Here is a 22,596-nt window from a genome sequence, read left to right as displayed (position 1 = left end):
TATATACTGCCTTGGCTATCCAGAATCAAACCGGAAGGAAAAGTTTCTCATCCATTAAGGTAGTCAAAGACTATCCGGATTTCTTAGATATTCAGCTGCAATCTTTCAAAGATTTCTTTCAGTTGGATACTCCTGCAGAGAAAAGAAGGCAGGATGGTCTTTTCAAGGTTTTTTCAGAAAATTTTCCCATTAGTGACTCTAGGGAAAATTTCACCCTTGAATTTATCGACTATACCGTAGATCCTCCAAAATACAATGTTTCACAAAGTATTGACCGTGGTCTTACTTATTCTGTCCCGCTTAAAGCAAAATTAAGATTGCTTTGCTCTGACGAGGACAACGAAGACTTTGAAACCATCGAACAGGAAGTATTCTTAGGAAACCTTCCTTACATGACGGAAAAAGGATCCTTCGTCATCAATGGTGCTGAAAGGGTAATTGTTTCTCAATTACACCGTTCACCTGGTGTTTTCTTTGCTCAAAGTAAACATACCAATGGTACCAAGTTGTATTCAGCCAGAATTATCCCTTTTAAAGGTTCCTGGATTGAATTTGCAACTGATATCAATAATGTAATGTATGCTTATATAGACAGGAAAAAGAAATTTCCTGTTACTACCCTTTTGAGGGCTATAGGATATGGATCAGACAAACAAATACTTGATCTTTTCGGTCTTTCAGAAGAAGTAGAATCCAATAAATCCAATTTAAAAAAGATCATCGGTAGAAAACTTGCTGCAAGGGTGCTTCGTACCTGGGTGGAAGATTTTGTTGATGAAGATACAGGAGAAGTAGTTTCTATTGATAGAAATGAAGTTTTATTGGAAAGAGACAGCATCTTAACTGATGAGGACATTGAGTTAATTCAGGAGTCAGGTGCAAAAAGTATCATCCTTCATAGAGAGGATGTCAATATTGCTGATTATTCCATTATTTATAATACCCTTCAAAAAGATAACTCTAACTCTGAAAAAGAAGCTGTTGAGGTAATTTACCGTCAGCTTAGAAATACTGAAGCTCCTGATGAAGCGACAGCAAGAGAAGTTATACATGGACTATTCTTTTCAGATAAAAGATACGATTTAGGTGAAGTAGGTAGGTACAGGATCAATAAAAAATTAGGATTGGACATCGATTCTGAAAAAATTGTTCTTACTACTCAGGACATTATCTCTATCGTTAAATACCTTATTGGTTTGATCAACTCTAAAGCTGTGGTTGATGATATTGATCACTTGAGCAATAGAAGGGTAAGAACAGTTGGAGAACAACTGTATAGCCAATTTGGAGTTGGTTTGGCCAGAATGGCTAGAACCATCAGAGAAAGAATGAATGTTAGGGATAACGAGGATTTTAAGCCCGTTGACCTTATCAATGCAAGAACGCTTTCTTCTGTGATCAATTCCTTCTTCGGAACAAATCAACTAAGTCAGTTTATGGATCAGACCAACCCTCTAGCGGAGTTGACCCATAAAAGAAGACTTTCTGCTCTAGGACCTGGTGGACTATCCAGAGAACGTGCAGGATTTGAAGTACGAGATGTTCACTATACGCATTATGGACGTCTATGTACCATTGAAACTCCTGAAGGTCCTAATATTGGATTGATTTCATCTCTTTGTGTTCATGCTAAAGTAAATAGCATGGGATTCTTAGAGACTCCATACCGAAAAGTAAGCGAAGGTAAGGTGAGTATGAAGCCAGAAGATGTTGTATTCCTTACTGCGGAAGAAGAAGACGATAACAATATCGCTCAGGCAAATGCACCACTTGATGACAAGGGTGTCTTTATTAATGATAAAGTAAAAGCCAGATTTGAAGGTGATTTTCCTGTGCTTGAGCCTAAGGAGATTTCCTACATGGACGTGGCACCAAATCAAATTGTATCTGTTGCTGCATCTTTAATTCCTTTCTTGGAACATGATGATGCAAACCGTGCCCTAATGGGTTCTAACATGCAACGTCAGGCAGTTCCTTTGTTAAAAGCTGAAGCGCCTATTGTAGGTACTGGTTTGGAAGGAAAAGCAGCCATAGATTCAAGGTCACTTATTTTAGCAGAAGCTGATGGCGTTATTGATTATGTAGATGCTGAAAAAATAACCGTCAAATATGAATTATCAGACGATGAATTGCTGGTAAATTTCAGTGACGAGTATAAAAGTTATAAACTGATTAAATTCAGAAGAACTAATCAGGATACTACGATTAACTTAACCCCTATTGTATTACAAGGACAAAGGGTGGTTAAAGGTCAAGTATTGGTAGAAGGATATTCCACCAATAAAGGGGAGTTGGCATTGGGTAAAAACCTTCTTGTGGCTTATATGCCATGGCAAGGGTATAACTTCGAAGATGCTATTGTGATTTCTGAGAGGGTTGTAAGGGAGGATGTATTTACTTCCATACACATCGAAGAATTCCAACTCGAAGTTAGAGATACCAAACGTGGTGAAGAAGAGCTTACCTCTGAAATTCCAAACGTGTCTGAAGATGCGGTGAAGAATCTTGATGAAAATGGTATCATTAGAGTAGGTTCTGAATTAAAAGAAGGAGATATAATAATAGGTAAGATTACACCTAAAGGTGAAACCGATCCTACTCCGGAAGAGAAGTTACTTCGTGCCATATTCGGAGACAAAGCGGGTGATGTAAAAGATGCTTCATTGAAAGCTTCTCCATCCTTGAATGGTGTTGTCATCAATACTAAATTATTCTCCAGACCTAAGAAAGACAAAGATCTTCGGGCAAAAGCCAAGGCAGACGTTGAGAAGCTTAAGCAGCAATACAGCAGAGATTTACTTGGTGTAAGATCCAGGATGATTCAGAAGCTGGTTACAGTTCTCGAAGATAAAGTCTCAAAAGGTGTTAAACACAAATTTGGAGATGAGATAATTAGTAAAGGAGTTAAATTCAATTATCAAAACATTGAAAACAATCTTTTCCCTGCTAAGAATCCTTATAGAGACGAAAGCAACTATCATGTTGCCGAAGAGGTGAATCTTATCTCAGATATCCTATTGGATGACTGGACAGAAGATCAACATACCAATTCTTTGGTTCAGCAGTTGGTTAAAAACTATACCAATACCAGAAATGAAATTTCAGGTATCTTCAAAAGGAATAAATTTACTTTGGAAGTTGGTGATGAGTTACCTGCAGGTATTGTTCAGATGGCCAAAGTATATGTTGCCAAGAAACGTAAGTTGAAGGTAGGAGATAAAATGGCTGGTAGACATGGTAACAAAGGTATTGTTGCAAGGATTGTTAGGGATGAAGACATGCCTTTCCTTGCCGACGGTCAACCTATGGATATTGTGTTGAATCCACTTGGGGTACCTTCCAGGATGAATATTGGTCAGATCTATGAGACTGTTCTTGCTTGGGCAGGTAGGATTTTAGGTAAAACCTATGCGACACCAATCTTTGACGGAGCTACTACAGATGAAGTTGCGGAAGAACTTGGAAAAGCGGGTCTGCCATCATTTGGTAGAACTTATTTATTCGATGGCCTTACAGGCAAGAAATTTGATCAGCCTGTTACAGTAGGTATTTCTTATATGCTTAAACTGGGTCACCTTGTAGATGATAAGATGCACGCAAGATCAATCGGACCTTATTCTCTAATTACACAGCAGCCATTGGGTGGTAAAGCCCAGTTTGGTGGACAGCGTTTTGGAGAAATGGAAGTTTGGGCACTTGAGGCATTTGGCGCTTCTCACGTACTAAGAGAAATCTTGACTGTGAAGTCTGATGATGTTATAGGCCGTGCAAAAGCCTATGAAGCCATCGTAAAAGGTGAGAATTTACCAAAAGCTAACATTCCTGAGTCCTTCAACGTACTTGTACACGAACTCAGAGGACTTGCATTGGAGATTACGCTTGACTAACTTAGAAACCATTAGGCCTTTAAGGCCTTCAATTACACATAAAAACTATGGCGTTCAGAAAAAATAAAAAACTAAACAACGACTTTTCCAGAGTCACCATTAGTTTGGCTTCACCTGAGTCCATCTTGGACAGTTCGCATGGTGAGGTTACACAACCTGAAACGATCAATTACAGAACTTACAAGCCTGAAATGGGTGGATTGTTTTGTGAGAGAATCTTCGGGCCGGTAAAAGACTGGGAATGTCATTGTGGGAAATACAAGCGCATAAGGTATAAAGGTATCATCTGCGACCGTTGTGGTGTGGAAGTTACTGAGAAGAAGGTAAGGAGAGAGCGTATGGGCCATATAGAATTGGTTGTGCCCGTAGCGCATATATGGTACTTCAAATCCCTTCCCAACAAGATTGGTTACCTGTTGGGATTGCCTACAAAAAAGCTGGATCAAATCGTTTATTATGAAAGGTATGTAGTGATCAACGCTGGTATAAAAGCCGATGATGGATTGCAATACTTGGATTTCCTAACGGAGGATGAATATCTTGACATTATGGATAAGCTTCCTAAAGAAAACCATATGATGGATGATGATGATCCGAATAAGTTTATTGCCAAAATGGGTGCAGAAGCACTTGAAATGTTATTGGCTAGACTTGATTTGGATGATCTATCTTATAGCCTTAGACACCAAGCTGCTACCGATACTTCTCAGCAAAGAAAAGCTGAAGCATTGAAGCGACTTAAGGTTGTAGAAGCTTTCAGAGATGCCAGGACACGAATAGAAAACAGACCTGAATGGATGATCGTACGTATGGTACCGGTTATTCCACCAGAGCTTCGTCCTTTGGTTCCTCTTGACGGTGGTAGATTTGCTACGTCAGATTTAAATGATCTATACAGAAGGGTTATTATTAGAAATAACCGTCTGAAAAGATTAATTGATATTAAAGCACCAGAAGTAATTCTTAGAAATGAGAAAAGAATGCTTCAGGAAGCTGTTGATTCCTTATTTGACAACTCACGAAAAGTCAATGCGGTAAGATCTGATGGAAATAGGGCTTTAAAATCCTTGTCAGACATGCTGAAAGGAAAGCAAGGTAGATTCCGTCAAAACCTTTTGGGAAAAAGGGTTGATTATTCTGGACGTTCTGTGATTGTAGTTGGGCCTGAGCTTAAACTACATGAATGTGGATTGCCTAAGAATATGGCAGCTGAACTTTTCAAACCTTTTATTATCAGGAAACTGATAGAAAGAGGCATTGTAAAAACAGTGAAATCTGCTAAGAAAATTGTAGACAGGAAAGACCCAGTTGTTTGGGATATCTTGGAAAATGTACTTAAAGGACATCCTGTAATGCTAAACCGTGCTCCAACATTGCACAGGTTAGGTATTCAGGCATTTCAGCCAAAGTTGATCGAAGGAAAAGCAATTCAACTTCATCCACTTGTATGTACTGCTTTTAATGCGGATTTTGACGGTGACCAAATGGCTGTTCACGTTCCTTTGGGACATGAAGCGATATTGGAAGCCTCTACTTTGATGCTTTCTTCCCATAATATTCTTAATCCTGCCAATGGTGCACCGATTACCGTTCCTTCTCAGGATATGGTTTTGGGACTTTACTATGTGACCAAAGGCATGAAATCTACCCCAGAGAAAAAAGTTGAGGGTGAAGGAATGACTTTTTATGGTCTGGAAGAGGTTTTGATTGCACTGAATGAAGGTGCCATTTCAAAACATGCCCATATTAAGTGTAAAGTTAAAGTAAGGAAAGAAGATGGATCTCTGGCTGTAGAGTTAATAGAAACCGTAGCCGGTCGATTAATATTCAATCAATTTGTGCCTGATGAAGTCGGTTTTGTAAACGAGTTGTTGACCAAGAAAAAACTACAGCAGATTATCGCTGAGGTGGTTAAGATTTGTGGCATTGCACGTTCAGCACAATTCCTTGATGATATCAAGCACTTAGGATTCCAAACAGCCTTCCAGGGAGGTTTGTCAATGGGACTTGATGATGTAATTATTCCTGATGAAAAAGATCCGTTGATAGCGAAAGCTACTACTGATGTTGATCAGGTATGGAACAACTACTTGATGGGATTGATCACTGATAATGAGAGATACAATCAAGTAATTGATATATGGACCAGAACCAACTCCAACCTGACCAATATTCTTATGCGTCAGATGGAGGAAGATAATCAGGGATTCAACGCCATCTACATGATGATGCACTCTGGAGCCCGTGGTTCCCGTGAGCAGATCAGACAGTTGGGTGGAATGCGTGGTCTTATGGCCAAACCACAGAAAAACCTTCAAGGTTCTGTGGGTGAGATTATTGAAAACCCTATTCTATCCAACTTTAAGGAAGGTTTGGATGTATTGGAGTACTTTATCTCTACTCACGGTGCAAGAAAAGGTCTGGCAGATACAGCACTTAAAACTGCGGATGCTGGATACTTGACAAGAAGATTGGTGGATGTGGCCCAGGACATGATCGTATCTGAAGAAGATTGCGGGACCTTAAGAGGGCTTGTAGTTCAGGCCTTGAAAGACAATGACGAGATCGTTGAACCATTATCTGAACGAATTGTAGGTAGAATTGCAGTTCACGATGTGATTGATCCTTTAACGGATGAATTGATTCTTGAGTCTGGTGGAGAAATTTCTGATGAGGTTGCTAAAATCATAGACGAATCTGCAGTAGAAGAGGTTGAAATTCGATCTGTATTGACTTGTGAAACCAGAAGAGGGGTTTGCTGTAAATGTTACGGACGTAACCTTACAACTGGTAGCATTGTTCAAGTTGGAGAGTCAGTAGGTGTTATTGCCGCTCAATCTATTGGAGAGCCAGGTACTCAGTTAACTTTGAGAACCTTCCACGTTGGTGGTACGGCTTCTAATATATCTGTAGAGGCAAACATAAATTCCAAGTTTGATGGAATTGTAGAATTTGAAGAGGAACTACGATGGATCAAAACCACCAATAAAGAAGGTGAAGATGTTTCCATTGTGATGGGTCGATCTGGTGAAATCAAAATTAATGATTTGAAAACTGGAAAAACCTTGGTTTCTAATCATGTGCCTTACGGTTCAATTCTTAATGTAGCGGATGGACAGAAGATCGTTAAAGGCGATTCTTTATGTACTTGGGATCCATACAATGCTGTAATCCTCTCCGAGTTTGATGGTAAAGTGGATTTCGAAGCAATCATTGAAGGAGTTACCTATAAAGAGGTAGCTGATGATCAAACTGGTTATAGAGAAAAAGTAATTATCGATACCAAAGATAAAACGAAAAATCCAGCGGTAATTGTAGAGCATGGAGATGATACCAAGTCTTACAATATCCCGGTAGGAGCTCACCTTTCAGTAGAAAAAGGAGAGGACGTAAAATCTGGTCAAATCCTTGTGAAAATCCCTCGTTCTGTTGGAAAAACAAGAGATATTACCGGTGGTCTTCCAAGAGTTACTGAGCTTTTTGAAGCCAGAAACCCTTCCAATCCTGCTGTAGTTTCTGAAATTGATGGTGTCGTATTGTACGGTGGCATCAAAAGAGGTAACCGAGAGATCTTTATTGAATCCAAAGATGGTGTTAGGAAAAGATACATGGTATCCTTGTCTAAACACATTTTGGTTCAGGAGAATGACTTTATAAGAGCTGGCGAGCCACTTTCTGATGGTGCCATTACTCCGAATGACATATTGGCTATCAAAGGCCCTACTGCTGTTCAGGAATACTTGGTAAATGAAATTCAGGAAGTTTATCGTCTACAAGGTGTGAAAATCAATGACAAGCACATCGAGGTTATCGTAAGCCAGATGATGCAAAAAGTTGAAATTCTTGATGCTGGAGATACAGGATTTCTTCAAAATCAGATTGTAGACAAATGGGCTTTCCGTCAGGAGAATGACATGATCCTTGACAAGAAAGTTGTGGTAGAACCAGGAGACTCAGCAGCCTTAAAGGCGGGTATGATAATCTCTGCACGTAAGCTTAGAGATGAGAACTCTAGCTTGAAGCGTAAGGACCTTAAAATAGTACAAGTTAGAGATGCACAAACATCTGTTTCTAGGCCTACTTTACAGGGTATTACAGCTTCATCATTAGGTACAGAAAGCTTTATTTCTGCTGCTTCCTTCCAGGAGACCACTAAAGTACTTAGTGAGGCTGCTATCAGAGGCAAGCGAGATGAGTTATTAGGTCTTAAAGAGAACGTAATTGTTGGTCACCTTATTCCGGCTGGAACAGGACAACGAAAATTCAACGGTTTGATCGTAGGGTCAAAAGAAGAATATGAGTTGTTGACTGCTGAGAAAGAGGCGAGTTACAAGAAGGTTCGTGAGGTAATTAAATAAAAAATAATTCCTAAATACAAAAGGTCTGCTTTTTGGAGCAGACCTTTTTTTATCCTATTTGACATTCAATATGGAAGATGATAAAAAAACAGCAGAGCAGCAAAAGCAGCAAATAAATGTGGAGCTAACGGATGAGATAGCTGAGGGGATCTATTCCAATTTAGCGATGATCGCTCATTCGAATTCAGAATTTGTCGTAGATTTTATCCGTTTGATGCCTGGAATACCTAAGGCAAAGGTTAAATCACGGATAATAATGACGCCAGATCATGCTTTGCGTCTTTTGCAAGCTTTGAAAGACAACATTGAAAAGTACGAAAAAGCATTTGGGAAAATCCAAGGAGGAAAGGATGCACCTCAATTCCCATTGAATTTTGGGGGAACATTAGGAGAAGCATAAAAATCAGGAGTAACGTAAAAATCCAATTTAACCTGACGATAGTTTATTGGACGTATACAAATTATAACTCCTTAATTTTGTTTGTTTTATTGATTTGTTTACCTTTGCAATCCGAATTTTATAAGTTTAAAGCAGATTAATTAATTTATCTATTAATGCCTACTATACAACAGTTAGTTAGAAAAGGTAGAACCACTCTTGAGAGCAAATCCAAGTCAAGGGCTTTGGATGCATGTCCTCAAAGGAGAGGTGTGTGTACCCGTGTGTACACTACTACACCAAAGAAGCCTAATTCTGCCATGAGAAAAGTGGCCAGGGTTAGATTGACCAATGGTAAAGAAGTCAACGCTTACATTCCGGGAGAAGGCCACAACCTTCAAGAGCACTCAATTGTGTTGATCCGTGGTGGAAGGGTTAAAGATTTACCAGGAGTTAGATACCATATTATCCGTGGAGCATTGGATACTGCAGGTGTAAAAGACCGTAAGCAGGGCCGTTCTAAATATGGGGCTAAGCGACCTAAGGCCGCTAAAAAATAATATAATTTAATAACAGAATAAAATGAGAAAAGCAAAACCAAAAAAGAGGTATATTCTTCCTGACCCCAAATTCAATGACACTTTGGTCACCAGGTTTGTCAATTGTCTTATGGTAGACGGTAAGAAAAGTATTGCTTACAGAATATTCTATGATGCCATTGGCAAAGTAGAAGAAAAAGTAGGTGAGAATGGTCTTGAGGTTTGGAAAAAAGCGCTTAACACTATCACTCCTGCCGTAGAGGTTAAGAGTCGTAGAGTTGGGGGTGCAACTTTCCAGGTACCTTTGGAAGTGAGGCCTGACCGAAAAATTTCCTTAGGTATTAAGTGGATGATTACTTTTGCTAGAAAAAGAGGTGAAAAAACCATGATGGATCGACTGGCTGGAGAGATTATCTCAGCTTCTAAAGGAGAAGGAGCGGCTGTGAAGAAGAAAGACGATACGCATAGGATGGCGGAAGCCAATAAAGCATTCTCGCATTTTAGATTTTAATAAGTAATGGCTAAGAAAGACTTAAAATATTTAAGAAACATAGGTATCATGGCTCACATTGACGCCGGAAAAACAACAACTTCCGAGCGTATTTTGTATTACACTGGTTTGTCTCATAAAATCGGTGAAGTACATGATGGAGCAGCTACTATGGATTGGATGGAGCAAGAGCAGGAGAGAGGGATTACCATCACTTCAGCTGCTACAACTACCAAGTGGAAATACCCAACAAATCAGGGACAACCTTTAGAAAACACTAAAGAGTATCATGTCAACTTGATCGATACCCCAGGTCACGTGGATTTTACCGTAGAGGTAGAAAGATCCCTACGTGTATTGGATGGTGCAGTAGCTTTGTTTTGTGCTGTGTCAGGTGTAGAGCCTCAGTCCGAAACAGTTTGGAGACAAGCTGATAAATACCACGTTCCAAGAATCTGCTTTGTAAACAAAATGGATCGTGCAGGAGCTGATTTTTTCAATGCTATTATTGAAATAAAAGAGAAATTAGGTGCTAACCCTGTTCCTCTTCAAATTCCAATAGGAGCTGAAGACACATTCAAAGGAGTTGTTGACCTTATCACCAATCAGGCCATTGTATGGAATGAAGAGGATCAAGGTATGACTTATAAAGTCATTGATATTCCTGAAGACCTTAAAGAGATCGTTGCTGAATACAGACAAAGTCTAATTGAGCAAGTAGCTTCTTATGATGAGGATTTGATGATTAAATTCTTTGAGGATGAAAATTCCATTACCAAGGAAGAGATCATGACTGCGATTAGAAAGGCAGTTATTAACATGGACTTTTCTCCTGTACTTTGTGGCTCTGCTTTCAAAAACAAAGGAGTTCAAGCCTTATTGGATGCTGTAATGGCATACTTGCCTTCACCTCTTGATTTGCCTCCAGTAAAGGGTACTGATCCTGATACTGAAGAACCAGTATTGAGACATCCTGATAGTGATGAACCATTTGCGGCATTGGCATTTAAAATTGCTACCGATCCATTTGTAGGTCGATTGGCATTTATGCGTGTATATTCAGGAAACTTGAATTCTGGATCTTATGTGTTCAATACCAGAACAAATAAAAAAGAAAGAATCTCAAGACTACTTCAGATGCATTCCAACAAGCAAAACCCAATTGATAGGGTAGAAGCTGGAGACATATGTGCTGGTGTTGGTTTTAAAGATATTAAAACAGGGGATACACTTTGTGATGAAAAACACAAGGTTATTCTAGAAGAAATGACTTTCCCTGAACCAGTTATTGGATATGCAATTGAGCCTAAGACTCAAGCTGATGTCGATAAGTTAGGTATGGCCATTTCTAAGTTGGTTGAGGAAGATCCTACACTACACGTTAACACGGATCATGAAACTGGTCAGGTTATCTTGAGAGGTATGGGTGAACTTCACCTTGAAATTATCATCGACAGGCTTAAGCGTGAGTTTAAGGTTGAGATTACTCAAGGTGCACCTCAGGTAGCTTATAAAGAAGCGCTTTTTGCTAGCATTGAACACAAGGAAGTGTACAAGAAGCAAACAGGTGGTAAGGGTAAATTTGCAGACATTGTGTTCGAAATTGGACCAAAAGACCCAGATCCTGAAACCAATGAGATCAAGGCAGGATTGGATTTTGTAAATGGTATTGTAGGGGGTGTAATTCCAAGAGAATTTATTCCTTCAGTTCAAAAAGGCTTTGCGGAGTCTATGAAGAACGGCCCATTGGCAGGGTATCCTATTGAATCCATGAAAGTGAGATTGTACCATGGATCTTTCCACGATGTGGATTCAGATGCATTGTCATTTGAAATGGCAGCAAGACTTGGTTTTAGGGAAGCAGCCAAAAAATGTAAGCCTCAATTATTGGAGCCGATCATGGCTGTGGAAGTAGTTACGCCTGAAGAATACACAGGGCCCGTAACAGGTGACTTGAACCGTAGAAGAGGTTTGATGAAAGGGATGGATACAAAAGGTGTTGCTTCTGTTATCAAGTCCTCCGTACCATTGTCAGAGTTGTTTGGCTATGTTACAGATTTGAGAACCATTACATCAGGAAGGGCGTCTGCTTCACTTACTTTCTCACATTATGACCCTGTTCCTAATAACATTGCTGAGGCTATCATTGCTAAAGTAAAAGGAGAGAAGGCTTAAAATAATCGAACATGAATCAAAAAATCAGAATAAAACTAAAGTCTTACGATCATATGCTGGTGGACAAGTCATCAGAGAAAATCGTGAAAGCTGTAAAATCTACAGGAGCAGTGGTTGTAGGTCCAATTCCTCTTCCTACTAAAAAAGAGAAATTTACTGTTTTGAAATCTCCACACGTAAATAAAAAGGCCAGAGAGCAATTTCAGCTTTGTACGTACAAGAGATTGGTAGATATCTACTCTAATAGTTCTAAAACTGTAGATGCTTTGATGAAAATCGAACTTCCAAGTGGAGTGGATGTGGAAATTAAAGTGTGATCTTCACTTATAAAATTTGATAAAAACCTATGCCAATTCTGGTATAGGTTTTTTTTTGAGCAAATTTATTGCTTTGCTTTTAGGGAAATGTAAAATTTTACTCTGCTTGTGAATGTTTTCTAAGCTAATTGTTTGAAAATATTCATGTTGCAGTTTGTTACCTGAAATTAAATTACTAACTTTGCAATCCTTTAAAGGGGACAGGTGTGTATACACTTGTGAATTAATGTATATCATATATCCAAAGATGTCTGGAATAATAGGTAAAAAAATCGGAATGACTAGTATTTTTAGTGCCGATGGACGAAATGTCGCATGCACGTTAGTAGAAGCTGGTCCTTGTGTAGTTACGCAAGTAAAAAATGTAGAATCAGACGGGTACAACGCTGTACAGTTGTCTTATGGTGAGCGTAAAGAAAAAAATACGCCTAAACCATTAATTGGCCATTTTAAAAAGGCTGGGACAACTCCAAAACAGAAAGTTGTTGAATTTAGGGATTTCAGAGTGGAATTCGAAGGTCAGGTTGACATGGGTAAAACTGTGGTATCTGACAAGATCTTTGTTGAAGGTGATTTTATTGATGCCATAGGAACTTCCAAAGGGAAAGGTTTCCAGGGTGTTGTAAAGCGTCATGGGTTTGCAGGAGTTGGCGGTGCCACTCACGGCCAGCACAACAGACTACGTCATCCAGGTTCTATCGGCGCTTGCTCTTGGCCCTCAAGGGTTTTTAAAGGCATGAGAATGGCTGGAAGAACCGGTGGTAACAGGGTCAAAGTACTAAATTTAAAAGTGCTTAAAATATATCCTGAAAAAAACCTACTATTAGTTAGTGGTTCAATACCGGGAGCCAAAAATTCTTTTGTGATTCTAGAGAAGTAATAAGATGGAATTAGCGATATTAAAACAAACCGGTGAAGAAACCGGAAGGAAGATCACGCTCTCGGAAGATATATTTTCTATGGAGCCCAATGATCACGCGATTTATCTGGATGTAAAACAGTATTTGGCGAATAGAAGACAGGGTACGCATAAATCTAAAGAAAGAGCGGAAATTTCCGGATCTACCAGAAAGATTAAAAAGCAAAAAGGTACCGGTAGTGCTCGAGCAGGGTCTATCAAATCTCCAATATTTAGAGGAGGAGGAAGAGTATTCGGGCCAAGGCCTAGAGATTACTCTTTTAAATTGAACAAGAAATTGAAGCAGGTTGCCAGAAAGTCTGCGTTAAGTTACAAAGCCAAAGAAAATGGTTTAGTGATTTTAGAAGATTTGGTTTTTGATGCACCTAAGACCAAAGATTTTATCAATCTGTTGTCCAAATTATCTTTATCAGATAAAAAGACACTTCTAGTGGTTGGTGAAAACAATCCAAATGTTTATTTGTCATCTAGGAACGTACCTAAGACTAAAGTTAGAATTTTCAGTGAGTTGAATACTTACGAAGTTCTTGATGCGGACAGTCTCGTTCTTTGTGAAGGTGCAGTAAGTAAGTTAGAAACCCTTTTATCGAAGTAAAATCATGGATATATTAAAAAGACCTTTAATTACAGAAAAGATCTCAGCCATGAACGAACGTGGGGTGTATGGTTTTGTAGTTGAAAGAACTGCAAAAAAGCCTCAAATAAAAGATGCCGTAGAAAAAATGTACGGTGTCAAAGTGGTTGAAGTACGCACCATGCGCTATGCTGCAAAGAAAAAGACGAGGTACACCAAAGCTAAAATTGTTTCTGGATATACCAACACCTTTAAGAAGGCAATGGTACAGGTAGCAGAAGGTGAAATCATTGATTTTTACGGAGAAATTTAATTGAATCAGAGCAATGGCAGTTAAAAAATTAAAACCTGTAACTCCTGGTACCCGTTTTAGGGTGGCACCTTCATTTGATGAAGTTACTACCGCTAAGCCGGAAAAGAGCCTTTTGGCTCCTTTGAAGAGAAGCGGTGGTAGGAATCATAGCGGTAAAATGACCACCAGATATCTAGGTGGCGGACATAAAAAGAGACTTAGGATCGTCGATTTCAAAAGAAATAAAGAAGGCGTTCCTGCAGTTGTTAAGACTATAGAATACGATCCAAACAGGACGGCAAGAATAGCTTTGTTGTTTTATGTGGATGGTACTAAAGCTTATATGATTGCACCTGAAGGATTAGAAGTAGGTCAAACAGTTGTTTCTGGAGAAGGAGCAAGTCCTGAAGTTGGCAATACTTTGTATTTGAGTAAAATTCCTTTGGGTACAATTATTCACAACATTGAATTGAAGCCTGGCAAAGGTGGAGCAATGGCAAGAAGTGCTGGCGGATACGCTCAACTTTTGGCTAGAGAAGGAAAATATGTGACGCTCAAATTGCCATCTGGTGAAATGAGAATTGTTTTGGGTACATGTAAGGCTACGATTGGTACTGTTTCTAATGGAGACCATATGAACGTAGTACTTGGAAAAGCTGGTCGTAAAAGATGGCTTGGAAGAAGACCTCGTACAAGAGGTGTTGCTATGAACCCTGTAGATCACCCAATGGGTGGTGGTGAAGGCCGTTCTTCAGGTGGTCATCCACGTTCGAGAACTGGCTTATTGGCCAAGGGTAAAAAGACTCGTTCGCCCAAAAAGTACTCCAATAAATTTATCATTAGCAGAAGAACTAAGTAAACATGGCACGTTCGTTAAAAAAAGGCCCATATATAGAGCACCACTTGTTAAAGAAGGTGGATGTTATGAACGAATCTGGGAAAAAATCTGTGATCAAAACTTGGTCCAGGAGATCAATGATTTCTCCAGATTTTGTTGGACTGACCTTTGCAGTGCATAATGGAAACAAATTTATTCCTGTTTTTGTGACCGACAATATGGTTGGACATAAGTTAGGTGAATTTGCACCTACCAGGAATTTCCGTGGACACATTGCCAAAAAAGATAAAGGAAAGAGATAATCATGGAAGCTATAGCAAAATTAAATAATGTTCCTACCTCTCCGAGAAAGATGCGTCTGGTTGCGGATCTGGTAAGGGGAAAGAAAGTTGGTCAGGCATTAAGCATCTTGAAATTTACGCCTAATCATGGATCTATCAGACTTGAAAAACTGGTTTTATCCGCAATTGCCAACTGGCAGGCGAAAAACCCTGATGAAAAGCTTGAAGATGCCGAATTGTATATCAAGACCATCTCTGTAGATGGAGGAAGGATGTTGAAGAGGCTTCGACCTGCACCTCAGGGAAGAGCACATAGAATCCGTAAAAGATCAAATCATGTAACGCTAGTAGTAGACTCCGTAGCCGGAGAAGTTACCGCTGATATTGTTGAATCAAATGAAAAAGTAAACTAAAATATGGGACAAAAAGTTAACCCAATTGGTTTAAGGCTTGGTATCATTAAGGGGTGGGACTCTAACTGGTATGGAGGACGCGATTTCGCTGATAAGCTTTATGAAGACCAGAATATCAGAAAGTACGTCTTTGCCAGGATACCCAAAGGTGGTATTTCTAAAGTGATTATTGAAAGGACTCTTAAAAGGATTACCCTTACTATTCAAACTGCCCGACCTGGTGTAGTAATTGGAAAAGGTGGTTCTGAGGTGGACAAGCTAAAAGAAGAACTTAAGAAAATTACAGATAAGGACATTCAAATTAACATATTTGAAATCAAACGTCCTGAATTAGATGCAAAGTTGGTTGGTGAATCTATTGCACAGCAATTGGAAGCCAGGATTTCTTTTAGGAGAGCTATGAAACAATCCATTGCAGCTACTATGAGAGTAGGCGCTGAAGGGATTAAAGTAAAACTTTCCGGTAGATTAGGTGGTGCTGAAATGGCTAGATCTGAAATGTATAAAGAAGGTAGAATTCCATTGCACACAATTCGTGCAGACGTGGACTATGCGCTTTCTGAAGCACAGACAGTTTATGGTAAAATAGGTATCAAAGTTTGGATTTTCAAAGGTGAAGTTTACGGTAAAAGAGATCTTTCTCCTAACGCTGGGCTAAGCAATGATTCCAAAGGAAACGCGCCTGCTGGTAACAGAAGAAGAAGAGAAGGCGGACCTAAGAGAAGAAAAAGAAACAACTAAAAATCCTTAACTGAGCAATCATGTTACAGCCAAGAAGAACGAAATTTAGAAAAATGCATAAAGGGAGGATCAAAGGAATTGCCCAAAGAGGTCATACTTTGGCCTTTGGTAATTTTGGAATCAAATCCCTGGAGCCTGGATGGATCACTTCGAGACAAATAGAAGCTGCCCGTATTGCTATGACAAGAGCAATGAAAAGGGAAGGACAAGTTTGGATCCGAATATTTCCAGATAAACCGATCACTAAAAAACCTGCTGAGGTAAGGATGGGTAAAGGTAAGGGAGCTCCTGAATACTGGGTAGCAGTTATCAGACCAGGAACAATCCTTTTTGAAGCTACTGGTGTTTCTGAGGAAGTTGCGCAAGAAGCCCTTAGATTAGCACAACAAAAGCTTCCTGTAAGTACAAAATTTATCGTACGTAGAGATTACGTTGGATCATAAGCTGATGAAAAATTCTGAAATCAATGCTCTAACAGAGAGCGAAATACAGTCCCGCGTTGAAGCGGAAAGGGAAAACTTGACAAAATTACGTTTTGCTCATGCAATTTCCCCGATAGAGAATCCTAATAGAATAAGAGAATCAAGGCGTTTGGTAGCAAGGTTGAATACATTCTTACGAGCCAAACAACTAGCTAAATAAGAAACAAAAATGGCTACTACAGATAGAAACCTTCGTAAAGAAAGAATAGGCAAGGTAGTTAGCAACAAAATGGATAAATCCATAACCGTGGCAATAGAGCGTAGAGTAAAGCACCCTATATACGGTAAATTTGTTGGTAAAACGACCAGATTCATGGCTCATGACGAAAACAATGATTGTAAGCAAGGAGACTTGGTTAAAATCAGTGAAACGCGTCCGCTGAGTAAGAGCAAACGTTGGAGATTGGTTGAAATAATAGAAAGGGCATTATAACTCATGATACAGCAAGAATCCAGATTAAGTGTAGCGGATAATTCAGGTGCGAAAGAAGTACTTGTAATCCGTGTTTTGGGAGGTACCAAAAGAAGGTATGCCTCTATTGGAGACAAGGTTGTGGTCACTGTTAAATCAGCCCTATCATCCAGTAATATGAAAAAAGGTACCGTGTCTAGAGCGGTAATAGTAAGGACTAAAAAAGAAGTCCGAAGAAAAGATGGTTCGTATATCCGATTTGAAGATAATGCAGCTGTACTTTTAAACAACAATGACGAACCGAGGGGAACCCGTATTTTTGGCCCAGTAGCCAGGGAACTTAGGGAAAAACAGTTTATGAAAATTGTATCGTTAGCCCCTGAAGTATTGTAATCATGGAAAGAAAATTTAATAAACAACCAAAATTGCATATCAAGACTGGAGATACCGTATTGGTAATCTCAGGAGATGATAAAAGCAAAAAAGGTAAGATCCTTTCTGTTGACCGTGCCAAAAGAAGGGCAATAGTTGAAGGTTTGAATATGGTAACCAAACATATAAAACCTACTACTAACTCTCCTCAAGGTGGTATTGAAAAGAAAGAGGCGCCCATTCATATTAGTAACCTTAAACTAGTAGACCCTAAAACAGGTGATGCTACTAGAGTAGGTAGGAAAAAGAATGAGGACGGAAAATTAGTAAGATACTCTAAGATAACCGGGGAGGTGATCAATGGCTAAACCTAGATTAAAAGAAAAATTCGACAAGGAAATCAAGTCTGAATTGAAAGATAAATTTCAATTCCAGAGTGTGATGCAAGTGCCTACGTTGACCAAGATTGTTTTAAACAAAGGTATTGGTGCTGCTGTGGCAGATAAAAAACTAGTTGATCAAGGAGTTGAAGAACTTACATTGATCACTGGTCAGAGAGCTGTAGCTACTAAAGCTAAGAATTCTATCTCAAACTTTAAATTAAGAGATGGCATGCCTATTGGCGCCAAAGTTACTCTTAGAGGTCACAAAATGTTTGAATTCTTAGATCGTTTGGTAAGCATTGCTTTACCAAGGGTGAGAGACTTTAAAGGTATCTCTGATAAAGGATTTGATGGCCGAGGTAATTATACTTTGGGTGTAACAGAACAAATTATTTTCCCTGAAATTAGTCTCGATAAGGTCAATAGAATCTCGGGTATGGACATCACTTTGGTGACTAGCGCGAAAACTGACGAAGAAGCACTTGCTTTATTGAAGTCACTAGGAATGCCTTTCGTAAATAATAATAAAGAAGAATAGTTATGGCAAGAGAATCGATTAAAGCCCGCGAAAGAAAAAGAGAGCGCATGGTAGCTAAGTATGCTAGCAAACGTGCTGAGCTTAAAGCTGCAGGTGATTACGAGGGATTGGATAAGCTTCCTAAAAATGCTTCTCCAGTAAGACTTCATAACCGTTGTAAACTTACCGGCCGTCCGAAAGGATATATGAGAAAATTTGGCATCAATAGGGTGACTTTTAGAGAAATGGCTTCAGCAGGTAAAATACCGGGTGTAACCAAGTCTAGCTGGTAAAAATTATATAATAGTTTTTATTCTTAATTTCATTGTGTAACTTTGCAGGCCCATTAGGGTTTTGCAGTTAGACTAATACAAATATGACTGATCCAATAGCTGATTATCTAACCAGGTTGAGGAATGCCATAAAGGCAACTCACCGGATAGTAGAAATACCTGCTTCTAACATTAAAAAAGAACTTACCAAAGTTCTTCTTGAGAAAGGGTACATCCAGAATTATAAATTTGTTGAGGAAGGACCTCAGGGAACTATTAAAATAGCCCTGAAGTACAATCCTCAAACAAAAGTTAATTCTATTGTAAACCTTACAAGAGTAAGTAAGCCAGGTTTAAGAAAATACGTAGACAAAGATTCTCTTCCTAGAGTCATTAATGGTTTGGGAATTGCAATTCTTTCTACGTCTAAAGGTGTAATGACTGACAAAGAAGCCCGCGTAGAAGGTGTGGGTGGCGAAGTACTTTGTTACGTTTACTAATAAATTGATATGTCTAGAATAGGTAAAAAACCGATAAATCTACCTGCGGGTGTGACTGTAGACGTTACTGAGCACAATCAGATAACTGTTAAAGGTCCCAAAGGTACACTGAGTCAGGATGTTCATCCTGATTTTACAGTAAAGAATGAAGATGGTAACCTTGAAATTACGAGGCCAACAGATTCAAAACGTCACAAATCACTTCATGGGCTTTATCGCTCTTTGATAAACAACATGGTGATAGGCGTAACGGAAGGTTATAAAAAAGAATTAGAACTGGTAGGTGTGGGTTATAAAGCCACTAATCAAGGTCAAGTTCTTGAACTTTCTCTGGGGTATTCACACAATATCTTTTTGATGATCCCTCAGGAAGTTGCTATCAAAACAGAAACTCCTAAAGGTAAAAACCCATTGGTTACTTTAGATAGTATCGACAAAGAATTAATAGGTCAGGTAGCTGCTAAAATAAGATCCCTACGTAAAGTTGAACCTTTCAAAGGCAAAGGTATTAAGTTTGTAGGAGAAGTTATTAGACGTAAAGCTGGTAAAACTGCCGCTAAAAAATAATTAGAAGATGGCTTTCAAGAAAAAAACTAGAAGACTGAGAATTAAAAGAGGTATCCGAAGGAAGATTTCAGGTACTGATGCCAGGCCAAGACTTTCTGTATTCAAAAGTAATACAGGAATATACGCACAATTGATTGACGATTTAAAAGGTCAAACACTTGCAGCAGCCTCATCCAAGGAATTGGGTGCTATTAAAAATGTAAATGTATCTGTTTCTAAAGAAGTTGGTAAAAAATTAGCTGAAAAAGCGGTTGCCAATGGCTTGAATGATGTTGTTTTTGACAGAAGTGGATATCTTTATCATGGTAATGTAAAAGCTTTGGCAGAAGGTGCCAGAGAAGGAGGCCTTAAATTTTAATAACTATGTCCCAAGTAAGTAAAAGACCCATCAGGGCTACAGATACAGAATTAACCGAAAAAGTTGTTGCCATTAACCGTGTAGCAAAGGTTGTAAAGGGTGGACGTAGATTCTCCTTTTCAGCAATTGTTGTGGTTGGTGACGGTAACGGAGTAGTTGGTTATGGCTTAGGTAAAGCCAATGAGGTAACGGATGCCATAACCAAAGGTATAGAAGATGCTAAGAAAAATTTGATTAAAGTTCCTTTGTATAAAGGCACCATACCTCATGAGCAATTAGGTAAATATGGTGGAGGTTTGGTTTTAATTAAGCCTGCTGCGCCTGGTACTGGAGTGTTGGCCGGAGGTTCTATGCGTGCAGTATTAGAAAGCGCTGGATATACTGATATTCTTGCTAAATCGAAAGGTTCTTCTAATCCACATAACGTGGTTAAAGCGACTATTGAAGCCCTTTTGAAATTGAGAGATGCTATTGCTGTTTCTCAACAGAGAAGGATTAAAATTGCTAAAGTTTTTAACGGTTAAGAAATGGCAAAGATAAAAATCACTCAGATAAGGAGTATAATTAATAGACCCAAATCTCAAAAAGCTACAATTTCAGCTTTGGGACTAGGTAAGATCAACAGAACGGTGGAGAAAGAAGATACTCCACAGTTACAAGGTATGATCAAAAAAGTAGGCCATCTAGTTAAGGTACAGGAAGTTTAATATTGAATGACCTAATCGTTATTCATTATTTAAACCAATCGAAAATCTAAGGAAAATGAAATTACATACATTAAAACCGGCGGAAGGCTCCATAAAAACCAGAAAGAGGATCGGTAGAGGTCAAGGTTCTGGTAGAGGAGGTACATCCACTAAAGGACATAAAGGTGCGAAATCCAGATCTGGTTATAAAACCAAGCTAGGTTTTGAAGGTGGTCAAATGCCTCTTCAGCGCAGGGTTCCAAAATTTGGATTTACCAATCACAATAGGGTAGCCTATCAGTCCGTAAATCTTGATATTATTCAAGAATTGGCAAGCAAACTTAATACGGACAGTATAGATTTCGATGTTTTACATCAAAATGGATTAGTTTCCAAAAAAGATCTTGTAAAAGTCCTAGGAAGAGGCGAACTTACTTCAAAATTAAACGTAAGTGCCCACAGTTTCTCTGCTAGTGCCATAGCGGCGATTGAAAAAGTTGGAGGATCTGTAAATAAGATTTAATACATGAAAAAGTTTATTTCAACAGTAAAGAATATCTTTTCGATAGAGGATTTAAGAATCCGAATCCTGAATACAATAGGTTTACTTATCGTTTTCAGAATAGGGTCCTATGTTGTCCTACCAGGTGTTGATCCAAGTCGCCTTGGAGAGGCTGCCTCCGGTATATTCGGATTGATAGATACCTTTTTAGGTGGTTCTTTCAGTAGGGCGTCCATTTTTGGCTTGGGTATTATGCCTTATATTTCTGCCTCAATTGTTCTTCAATTGTTGACTGTTGGCGTACCCTATTTTCAAAAGTTGCAAAAGGATGGAGAATCTGGTAGGAAGAGAATCAATCAAATTACCAGAGTTCTTACCATATTGATAACTTTAGCTCAAGGTATTGGCTATATCACAGCTACCATACCTGATGAGGCTATTGTAATCGATAAAACACTCTTTATGACATCTGCGTTAATTCTATTGACCTCCGGAACAATGTTTTGTATGTGGATAGGAGAGAAGATTACCGAAAAAGGTATTGGCAATGGTATTTCCATGCTAATTATGATTGGTATCATCTCAGCATTGCCAGGTGCCATTATTTCTGAAAGTTTATCCAAAGGAGGAGGAGGTATATTGTTACTACTTCTAGAAGCTGTTATACTCTTCTTTGTAGTAGTTGGAGTGGTTGCGCTCACAGAAGCTGTAAGACGGATACCTGTACAGTACGCCAAACAAGTTGTAGGCGGTAAGGTATATGGAGGACAGCGACAGTACATTCCTATTAAGGTAAATGCCTCTGGAGTAATGCCTATTATCTTTGCACAGTCCTTGATGTTTTTACCAGCATTGATTGCGCAAATTTGGGCAGATAACAGTGATATTGCCTCTTATATAGGTACTACATTTAGTGATTTCACCTCCTGGCAATACAATCTTGTCTTTGCTTTGATGATCATACTCTTTACTTTCTTCTATACTGCGATTACGGTTAATCCCGAGCAAATAGCAGAAGACATGAAAAGAAATGGTGGTTTTGTACCAGGTATTAAACCTGGAGGACCAACTGGTGATTTCATTGACAACATTATCTCAAGAATAACTTTACCAGGATCTATATTATTAGCATTAGTTGCCATTATGCCAGCCTTTGCCATCATCGCCGGTGTAAGTAGTGAATTTGCTCAGTTTTATGGAGGTACCTCATTATTGATCATGGTAGGTGTAATATTAGATACACTTCGTCAGATTGAGAGTTACTTATTGATGAGACATTACGAAGGAATGATGAAAAGTGGAAACATGAAAAATGACCCTTCAAGTTATGCAGTGGCTTAAG

Annotated in this window: 28 protein-coding genes; all 28 read left to right on the top strand. The window is 39.0% G+C overall.

Going from position 1 to position 22,596, the window contains the following annotated elements:
- Positions 1 to 11: 11 nt before the first annotated feature.
- The 28 genes from rpoB (at position 12) to secY (ending at position 22,595) form a co-directional block, all read left to right on the top strand.
- Positions 12 to 3,887, top strand: a complete 3,876-nt coding sequence (gene rpoB, locus AC0L7T_RS24300; protein WP_473339040.1) for a DNA-directed RNA polymerase subunit beta — start codon at positions 12 to 14, stop codon at positions 3,885 to 3,887.
- Between the two features lie 47 nt (positions 3,888 to 3,934).
- A complete protein-coding gene (gene rpoC, locus AC0L7T_RS24295; RefSeq protein WP_473339038.1) occupies positions 3,935 to 8,245 on the top strand; it encodes a DNA-directed RNA polymerase subunit beta' in 4,311 nt (1,436 codons plus the stop codon).
- Between the two features lie 70 nt (positions 8,246 to 8,315).
- Complete coding sequence (locus AC0L7T_RS24290; RefSeq protein ID WP_473339037.1) at positions 8,316 to 8,645, top strand: DUF3467 domain-containing protein; 330 nt, start codon at positions 8,316 to 8,318, stop codon at positions 8,643 to 8,645.
- Between the two features lie 155 nt (positions 8,646 to 8,800).
- The gene (gene rpsL / locus AC0L7T_RS24285) at positions 8,801 to 9,184 is read left to right on the top strand and encodes a 30S ribosomal protein S12 (protein ID WP_009053171.1); all 384 of its coding nucleotides are present in this window, start codon (positions 8,801 to 8,803) and stop codon (positions 9,182 to 9,184) included.
- Positions 9,185 to 9,206: 22 nt separating this feature from the next.
- Entirely contained in the window at positions 9,207 to 9,674 is a 468-nt protein-coding gene (gene rpsG / locus AC0L7T_RS24280; protein ID WP_473339034.1) for a 30S ribosomal protein S7, read from the top strand.
- A gap of 6 nt (positions 9,675 to 9,680) precedes the next feature.
- Positions 9,681 to 11,828 (top strand): elongation factor G, encoded by a 2,148-nt coding sequence (gene fusA, locus AC0L7T_RS24275; protein ID WP_473339033.1) that lies wholly within the window; start codon positions 9,681 to 9,683, stop codon positions 11,826 to 11,828.
- A gap of 11 nt (positions 11,829 to 11,839) precedes the next feature.
- Positions 11,840 to 12,145, top strand: coding sequence for a 30S ribosomal protein S10 (gene rpsJ / locus AC0L7T_RS24270; RefSeq protein WP_473339032.1), 306 nt, complete (start codon positions 11,840 to 11,842; stop codon positions 12,143 to 12,145).
- 247 nt (positions 12,146 to 12,392) lie between these two features.
- Positions 12,393 to 13,025 (top strand): 50S ribosomal protein L3, encoded by a 633-nt coding sequence (rplC, locus tag AC0L7T_RS24265; protein WP_040415383.1) that lies wholly within the window; start codon positions 12,393 to 12,395, stop codon positions 13,023 to 13,025.
- 4 nt (positions 13,026 to 13,029) lie between these two features.
- Entirely contained in the window at positions 13,030 to 13,659 is a 630-nt protein-coding gene (gene rplD / locus AC0L7T_RS24260) for a 50S ribosomal protein L4 (protein WP_020888647.1), read from the top strand.
- Between the two features lie 4 nt (positions 13,660 to 13,663).
- Complete coding sequence (gene rplW / locus AC0L7T_RS24255) at positions 13,664 to 13,951, top strand: 50S ribosomal protein L23 (protein WP_020888646.1); 288 nt, start codon at positions 13,664 to 13,666, stop codon at positions 13,949 to 13,951.
- 13 nt (positions 13,952 to 13,964) lie between these two features.
- Positions 13,965 to 14,789, top strand: coding sequence for a 50S ribosomal protein L2 (gene rplB / locus AC0L7T_RS24250; RefSeq protein WP_473339031.1), 825 nt, complete (start codon positions 13,965 to 13,967; stop codon positions 14,787 to 14,789).
- A gap of 2 nt (positions 14,790 to 14,791) precedes the next feature.
- The gene (gene rpsS / locus AC0L7T_RS24245) at positions 14,792 to 15,070 is read left to right on the top strand and encodes a 30S ribosomal protein S19 (RefSeq protein WP_014020625.1); all 279 of its coding nucleotides are present in this window, start codon (positions 14,792 to 14,794) and stop codon (positions 15,068 to 15,070) included.
- A 2-nt stretch (positions 15,071 to 15,072) separates the two neighbouring features.
- On the top strand, positions 15,073 to 15,462 hold the full coding sequence (gene rplV / locus AC0L7T_RS24240) for a 50S ribosomal protein L22 (RefSeq protein ID WP_020888643.1): 390 nt from the start codon (positions 15,073 to 15,075) through the stop codon (positions 15,460 to 15,462).
- A gap of 3 nt (positions 15,463 to 15,465) precedes the next feature.
- Entirely contained in the window at positions 15,466 to 16,203 is a 738-nt protein-coding gene (gene rpsC, locus AC0L7T_RS24235) for a 30S ribosomal protein S3 (RefSeq protein ID WP_020888642.1), read from the top strand.
- A 20-nt stretch (positions 16,204 to 16,223) separates the two neighbouring features.
- A complete protein-coding gene (gene rplP, locus AC0L7T_RS24230) occupies positions 16,224 to 16,646 on the top strand; it encodes a 50S ribosomal protein L16 (protein ID WP_040415373.1) in 423 nt (140 codons plus the stop codon).
- A gap of 4 nt (positions 16,647 to 16,650) precedes the next feature.
- Entirely contained in the window at positions 16,651 to 16,845 is a 195-nt protein-coding gene (rpmC, locus tag AC0L7T_RS24225) for a 50S ribosomal protein L29 (protein WP_473339028.1), read from the top strand.
- Positions 16,846 to 16,854: 9 nt separating this feature from the next.
- Positions 16,855 to 17,118, top strand: a complete 264-nt coding sequence (gene rpsQ, locus AC0L7T_RS24220) for a 30S ribosomal protein S17 (RefSeq protein ID WP_020888640.1) — start codon at positions 16,855 to 16,857, stop codon at positions 17,116 to 17,118.
- Positions 17,119 to 17,121: 3 nt separating this feature from the next.
- Positions 17,122 to 17,490 carry a 50S ribosomal protein L14 gene (rplN, locus tag AC0L7T_RS24215; protein WP_020888639.1) on the top strand — a complete coding sequence of 123 codons (369 nt, stop codon included), beginning with the start codon at positions 17,122 to 17,124 and terminating at the stop codon, positions 17,488 to 17,490.
- Positions 17,491 to 17,492: 2 nt separating this feature from the next.
- Entirely contained in the window at positions 17,493 to 17,837 is a 345-nt protein-coding gene (gene rplX / locus AC0L7T_RS24210) for a 50S ribosomal protein L24 (protein ID WP_473339025.1), read from the top strand.
- Entirely contained in the window at positions 17,830 to 18,390 is a 561-nt protein-coding gene (rplE, locus tag AC0L7T_RS24205) for a 50S ribosomal protein L5 (protein ID WP_473339024.1), read from the top strand. The genes rplX and rplE overlap by 8 nt, the downstream gene beginning before the upstream one ends.
- Positions 18,391 to 18,392: 2 nt before the next feature.
- On the top strand, positions 18,393 to 18,662 hold the full coding sequence (gene rpsN / locus AC0L7T_RS24200; protein WP_473339022.1) for a 30S ribosomal protein S14: 270 nt from the start codon (positions 18,393 to 18,395) through the stop codon (positions 18,660 to 18,662).
- Between the two features lie 83 nt (positions 18,663 to 18,745).
- A complete protein-coding gene (gene rpsH / locus AC0L7T_RS24195) occupies positions 18,746 to 19,141 on the top strand; it encodes a 30S ribosomal protein S8 (RefSeq protein WP_473339021.1) in 396 nt (131 codons plus the stop codon).
- Between the two features lie 9 nt (positions 19,142 to 19,150).
- Positions 19,151 to 19,708 (top strand): 50S ribosomal protein L6, encoded by a 558-nt coding sequence (gene rplF, locus AC0L7T_RS24190; protein ID WP_473339020.1) that lies wholly within the window; start codon positions 19,151 to 19,153, stop codon positions 19,706 to 19,708.
- A 7-nt stretch (positions 19,709 to 19,715) separates the two neighbouring features.
- Complete coding sequence (gene rplR, locus AC0L7T_RS24185; protein WP_473339018.1) at positions 19,716 to 20,066, top strand: 50S ribosomal protein L18; 351 nt, start codon at positions 19,716 to 19,718, stop codon at positions 20,064 to 20,066.
- Between the two features lie 5 nt (positions 20,067 to 20,071).
- Positions 20,072 to 20,590 carry a 30S ribosomal protein S5 gene (rpsE, locus tag AC0L7T_RS24180; protein ID WP_020888632.1) on the top strand — a complete coding sequence of 173 codons (519 nt, stop codon included), beginning with the start codon at positions 20,072 to 20,074 and terminating at the stop codon, positions 20,588 to 20,590.
- 3 nt (positions 20,591 to 20,593) lie between these two features.
- A complete protein-coding gene (gene rpmD, locus AC0L7T_RS24175) occupies positions 20,594 to 20,773 on the top strand; it encodes a 50S ribosomal protein L30 (RefSeq protein ID WP_473339016.1) in 180 nt (59 codons plus the stop codon).
- 55 nt (positions 20,774 to 20,828) lie between these two features.
- Entirely contained in the window at positions 20,829 to 21,275 is a 447-nt protein-coding gene (gene rplO / locus AC0L7T_RS24170; protein WP_020888630.1) for a 50S ribosomal protein L15, read from the top strand.
- Positions 21,276 to 21,278: 3 nt separating this feature from the next.
- A complete protein-coding gene (gene secY, locus AC0L7T_RS24165) occupies positions 21,279 to 22,595 on the top strand; it encodes a preprotein translocase subunit SecY (protein WP_339923599.1) in 1,317 nt (438 codons plus the stop codon).
- Position 22,596: the final 1 nt, after the last annotated feature.

The organism is Cyclobacterium sp. 10D3-21 (genome assembly GCF_055809755.1).
The sequence above is the reverse complement of the archived record's forward strand: the minus strand, read 5'-3'. Positions and strand labels throughout refer to the sequence as shown.

What these genes read in the sequence shown, in the direction of transcription:
- rpoC (WP_473339038.1), top strand. Translation starts at nt 3,935, where the DNA reads ATGGCGTTCAGAAAAAATAAAAAACTAAACAACGACTTTTCCAGAGTC.
- AC0L7T_RS24290 (WP_473339037.1), top strand. Translation starts at nt 8,316, where the DNA reads ATGGAAGATGATAAAAAAACAGCAGAGCAGCAAAAGCAGCAAATAAAT.
- rpsL (WP_009053171.1), top strand. Translation starts at nt 8,801, where the DNA reads ATGCCTACTATACAACAGTTAGTTAGAAAAGGTAGAACCACTCTTGAG.
- rpsG (WP_473339034.1), top strand. Translation starts at nt 9,207, where the DNA reads ATGAGAAAAGCAAAACCAAAAAAGAGGTATATTCTTCCTGACCCCAAA.
- fusA (WP_473339033.1), top strand. Translation starts at nt 9,681, where the DNA reads ATGGCTAAGAAAGACTTAAAATATTTAAGAAACATAGGTATCATGGCT.
- rpsJ (WP_473339032.1), top strand. Translation starts at nt 11,840, where the DNA reads ATGAATCAAAAAATCAGAATAAAACTAAAGTCTTACGATCATATGCTG.
- rplC (WP_040415383.1), top strand. Translation starts at nt 12,393, where the DNA reads ATGTCTGGAATAATAGGTAAAAAAATCGGAATGACTAGTATTTTTAGT.
- rplD (WP_020888647.1), top strand. Translation starts at nt 13,030, where the DNA reads ATGGAATTAGCGATATTAAAACAAACCGGTGAAGAAACCGGAAGGAAG.
- rplW (WP_020888646.1), top strand. Translation starts at nt 13,664, where the DNA reads ATGGATATATTAAAAAGACCTTTAATTACAGAAAAGATCTCAGCCATG.
- rplB (WP_473339031.1), top strand. Translation starts at nt 13,965, where the DNA reads ATGGCAGTTAAAAAATTAAAACCTGTAACTCCTGGTACCCGTTTTAGG.
- rpsS (WP_014020625.1), top strand. Translation starts at nt 14,792, where the DNA reads ATGGCACGTTCGTTAAAAAAAGGCCCATATATAGAGCACCACTTGTTA.
- rplV (WP_020888643.1), top strand. Translation starts at nt 15,073, where the DNA reads ATGGAAGCTATAGCAAAATTAAATAATGTTCCTACCTCTCCGAGAAAG.
- rpsC (WP_020888642.1), top strand. Translation starts at nt 15,466, where the DNA reads ATGGGACAAAAAGTTAACCCAATTGGTTTAAGGCTTGGTATCATTAAG.
- rplP (WP_040415373.1), top strand. Translation starts at nt 16,224, where the DNA reads ATGTTACAGCCAAGAAGAACGAAATTTAGAAAAATGCATAAAGGGAGG.
- rpmC (WP_473339028.1), top strand. Translation starts at nt 16,651, where the DNA reads ATGAAAAATTCTGAAATCAATGCTCTAACAGAGAGCGAAATACAGTCC.
- rpsQ (WP_020888640.1), top strand. Translation starts at nt 16,855, where the DNA reads ATGGCTACTACAGATAGAAACCTTCGTAAAGAAAGAATAGGCAAGGTA.
- rplN (WP_020888639.1), top strand. Translation starts at nt 17,122, where the DNA reads ATGATACAGCAAGAATCCAGATTAAGTGTAGCGGATAATTCAGGTGCG.
- rplX (WP_473339025.1), top strand. Translation starts at nt 17,493, where the DNA reads ATGGAAAGAAAATTTAATAAACAACCAAAATTGCATATCAAGACTGGA.
- rplE (WP_473339024.1), top strand. Translation starts at nt 17,830, where the DNA reads ATGGCTAAACCTAGATTAAAAGAAAAATTCGACAAGGAAATCAAGTCT.
- rpsN (WP_473339022.1), top strand. Translation starts at nt 18,393, where the DNA reads ATGGCAAGAGAATCGATTAAAGCCCGCGAAAGAAAAAGAGAGCGCATG.
- rpsH (WP_473339021.1), top strand. Translation starts at nt 18,746, where the DNA reads ATGACTGATCCAATAGCTGATTATCTAACCAGGTTGAGGAATGCCATA.
- rplF (WP_473339020.1), top strand. Translation starts at nt 19,151, where the DNA reads ATGTCTAGAATAGGTAAAAAACCGATAAATCTACCTGCGGGTGTGACT.
- rplR (WP_473339018.1), top strand. Translation starts at nt 19,716, where the DNA reads ATGGCTTTCAAGAAAAAAACTAGAAGACTGAGAATTAAAAGAGGTATC.
- rpsE (WP_020888632.1), top strand. Translation starts at nt 20,072, where the DNA reads ATGTCCCAAGTAAGTAAAAGACCCATCAGGGCTACAGATACAGAATTA.
- rpmD (WP_473339016.1), top strand. Translation starts at nt 20,594, where the DNA reads ATGGCAAAGATAAAAATCACTCAGATAAGGAGTATAATTAATAGACCC.
- rplO (WP_020888630.1), top strand. Translation starts at nt 20,829, where the DNA reads ATGAAATTACATACATTAAAACCGGCGGAAGGCTCCATAAAAACCAGA.
- secY (WP_339923599.1), top strand. Translation starts at nt 21,279, where the DNA reads ATGAAAAAGTTTATTTCAACAGTAAAGAATATCTTTTCGATAGAGGAT.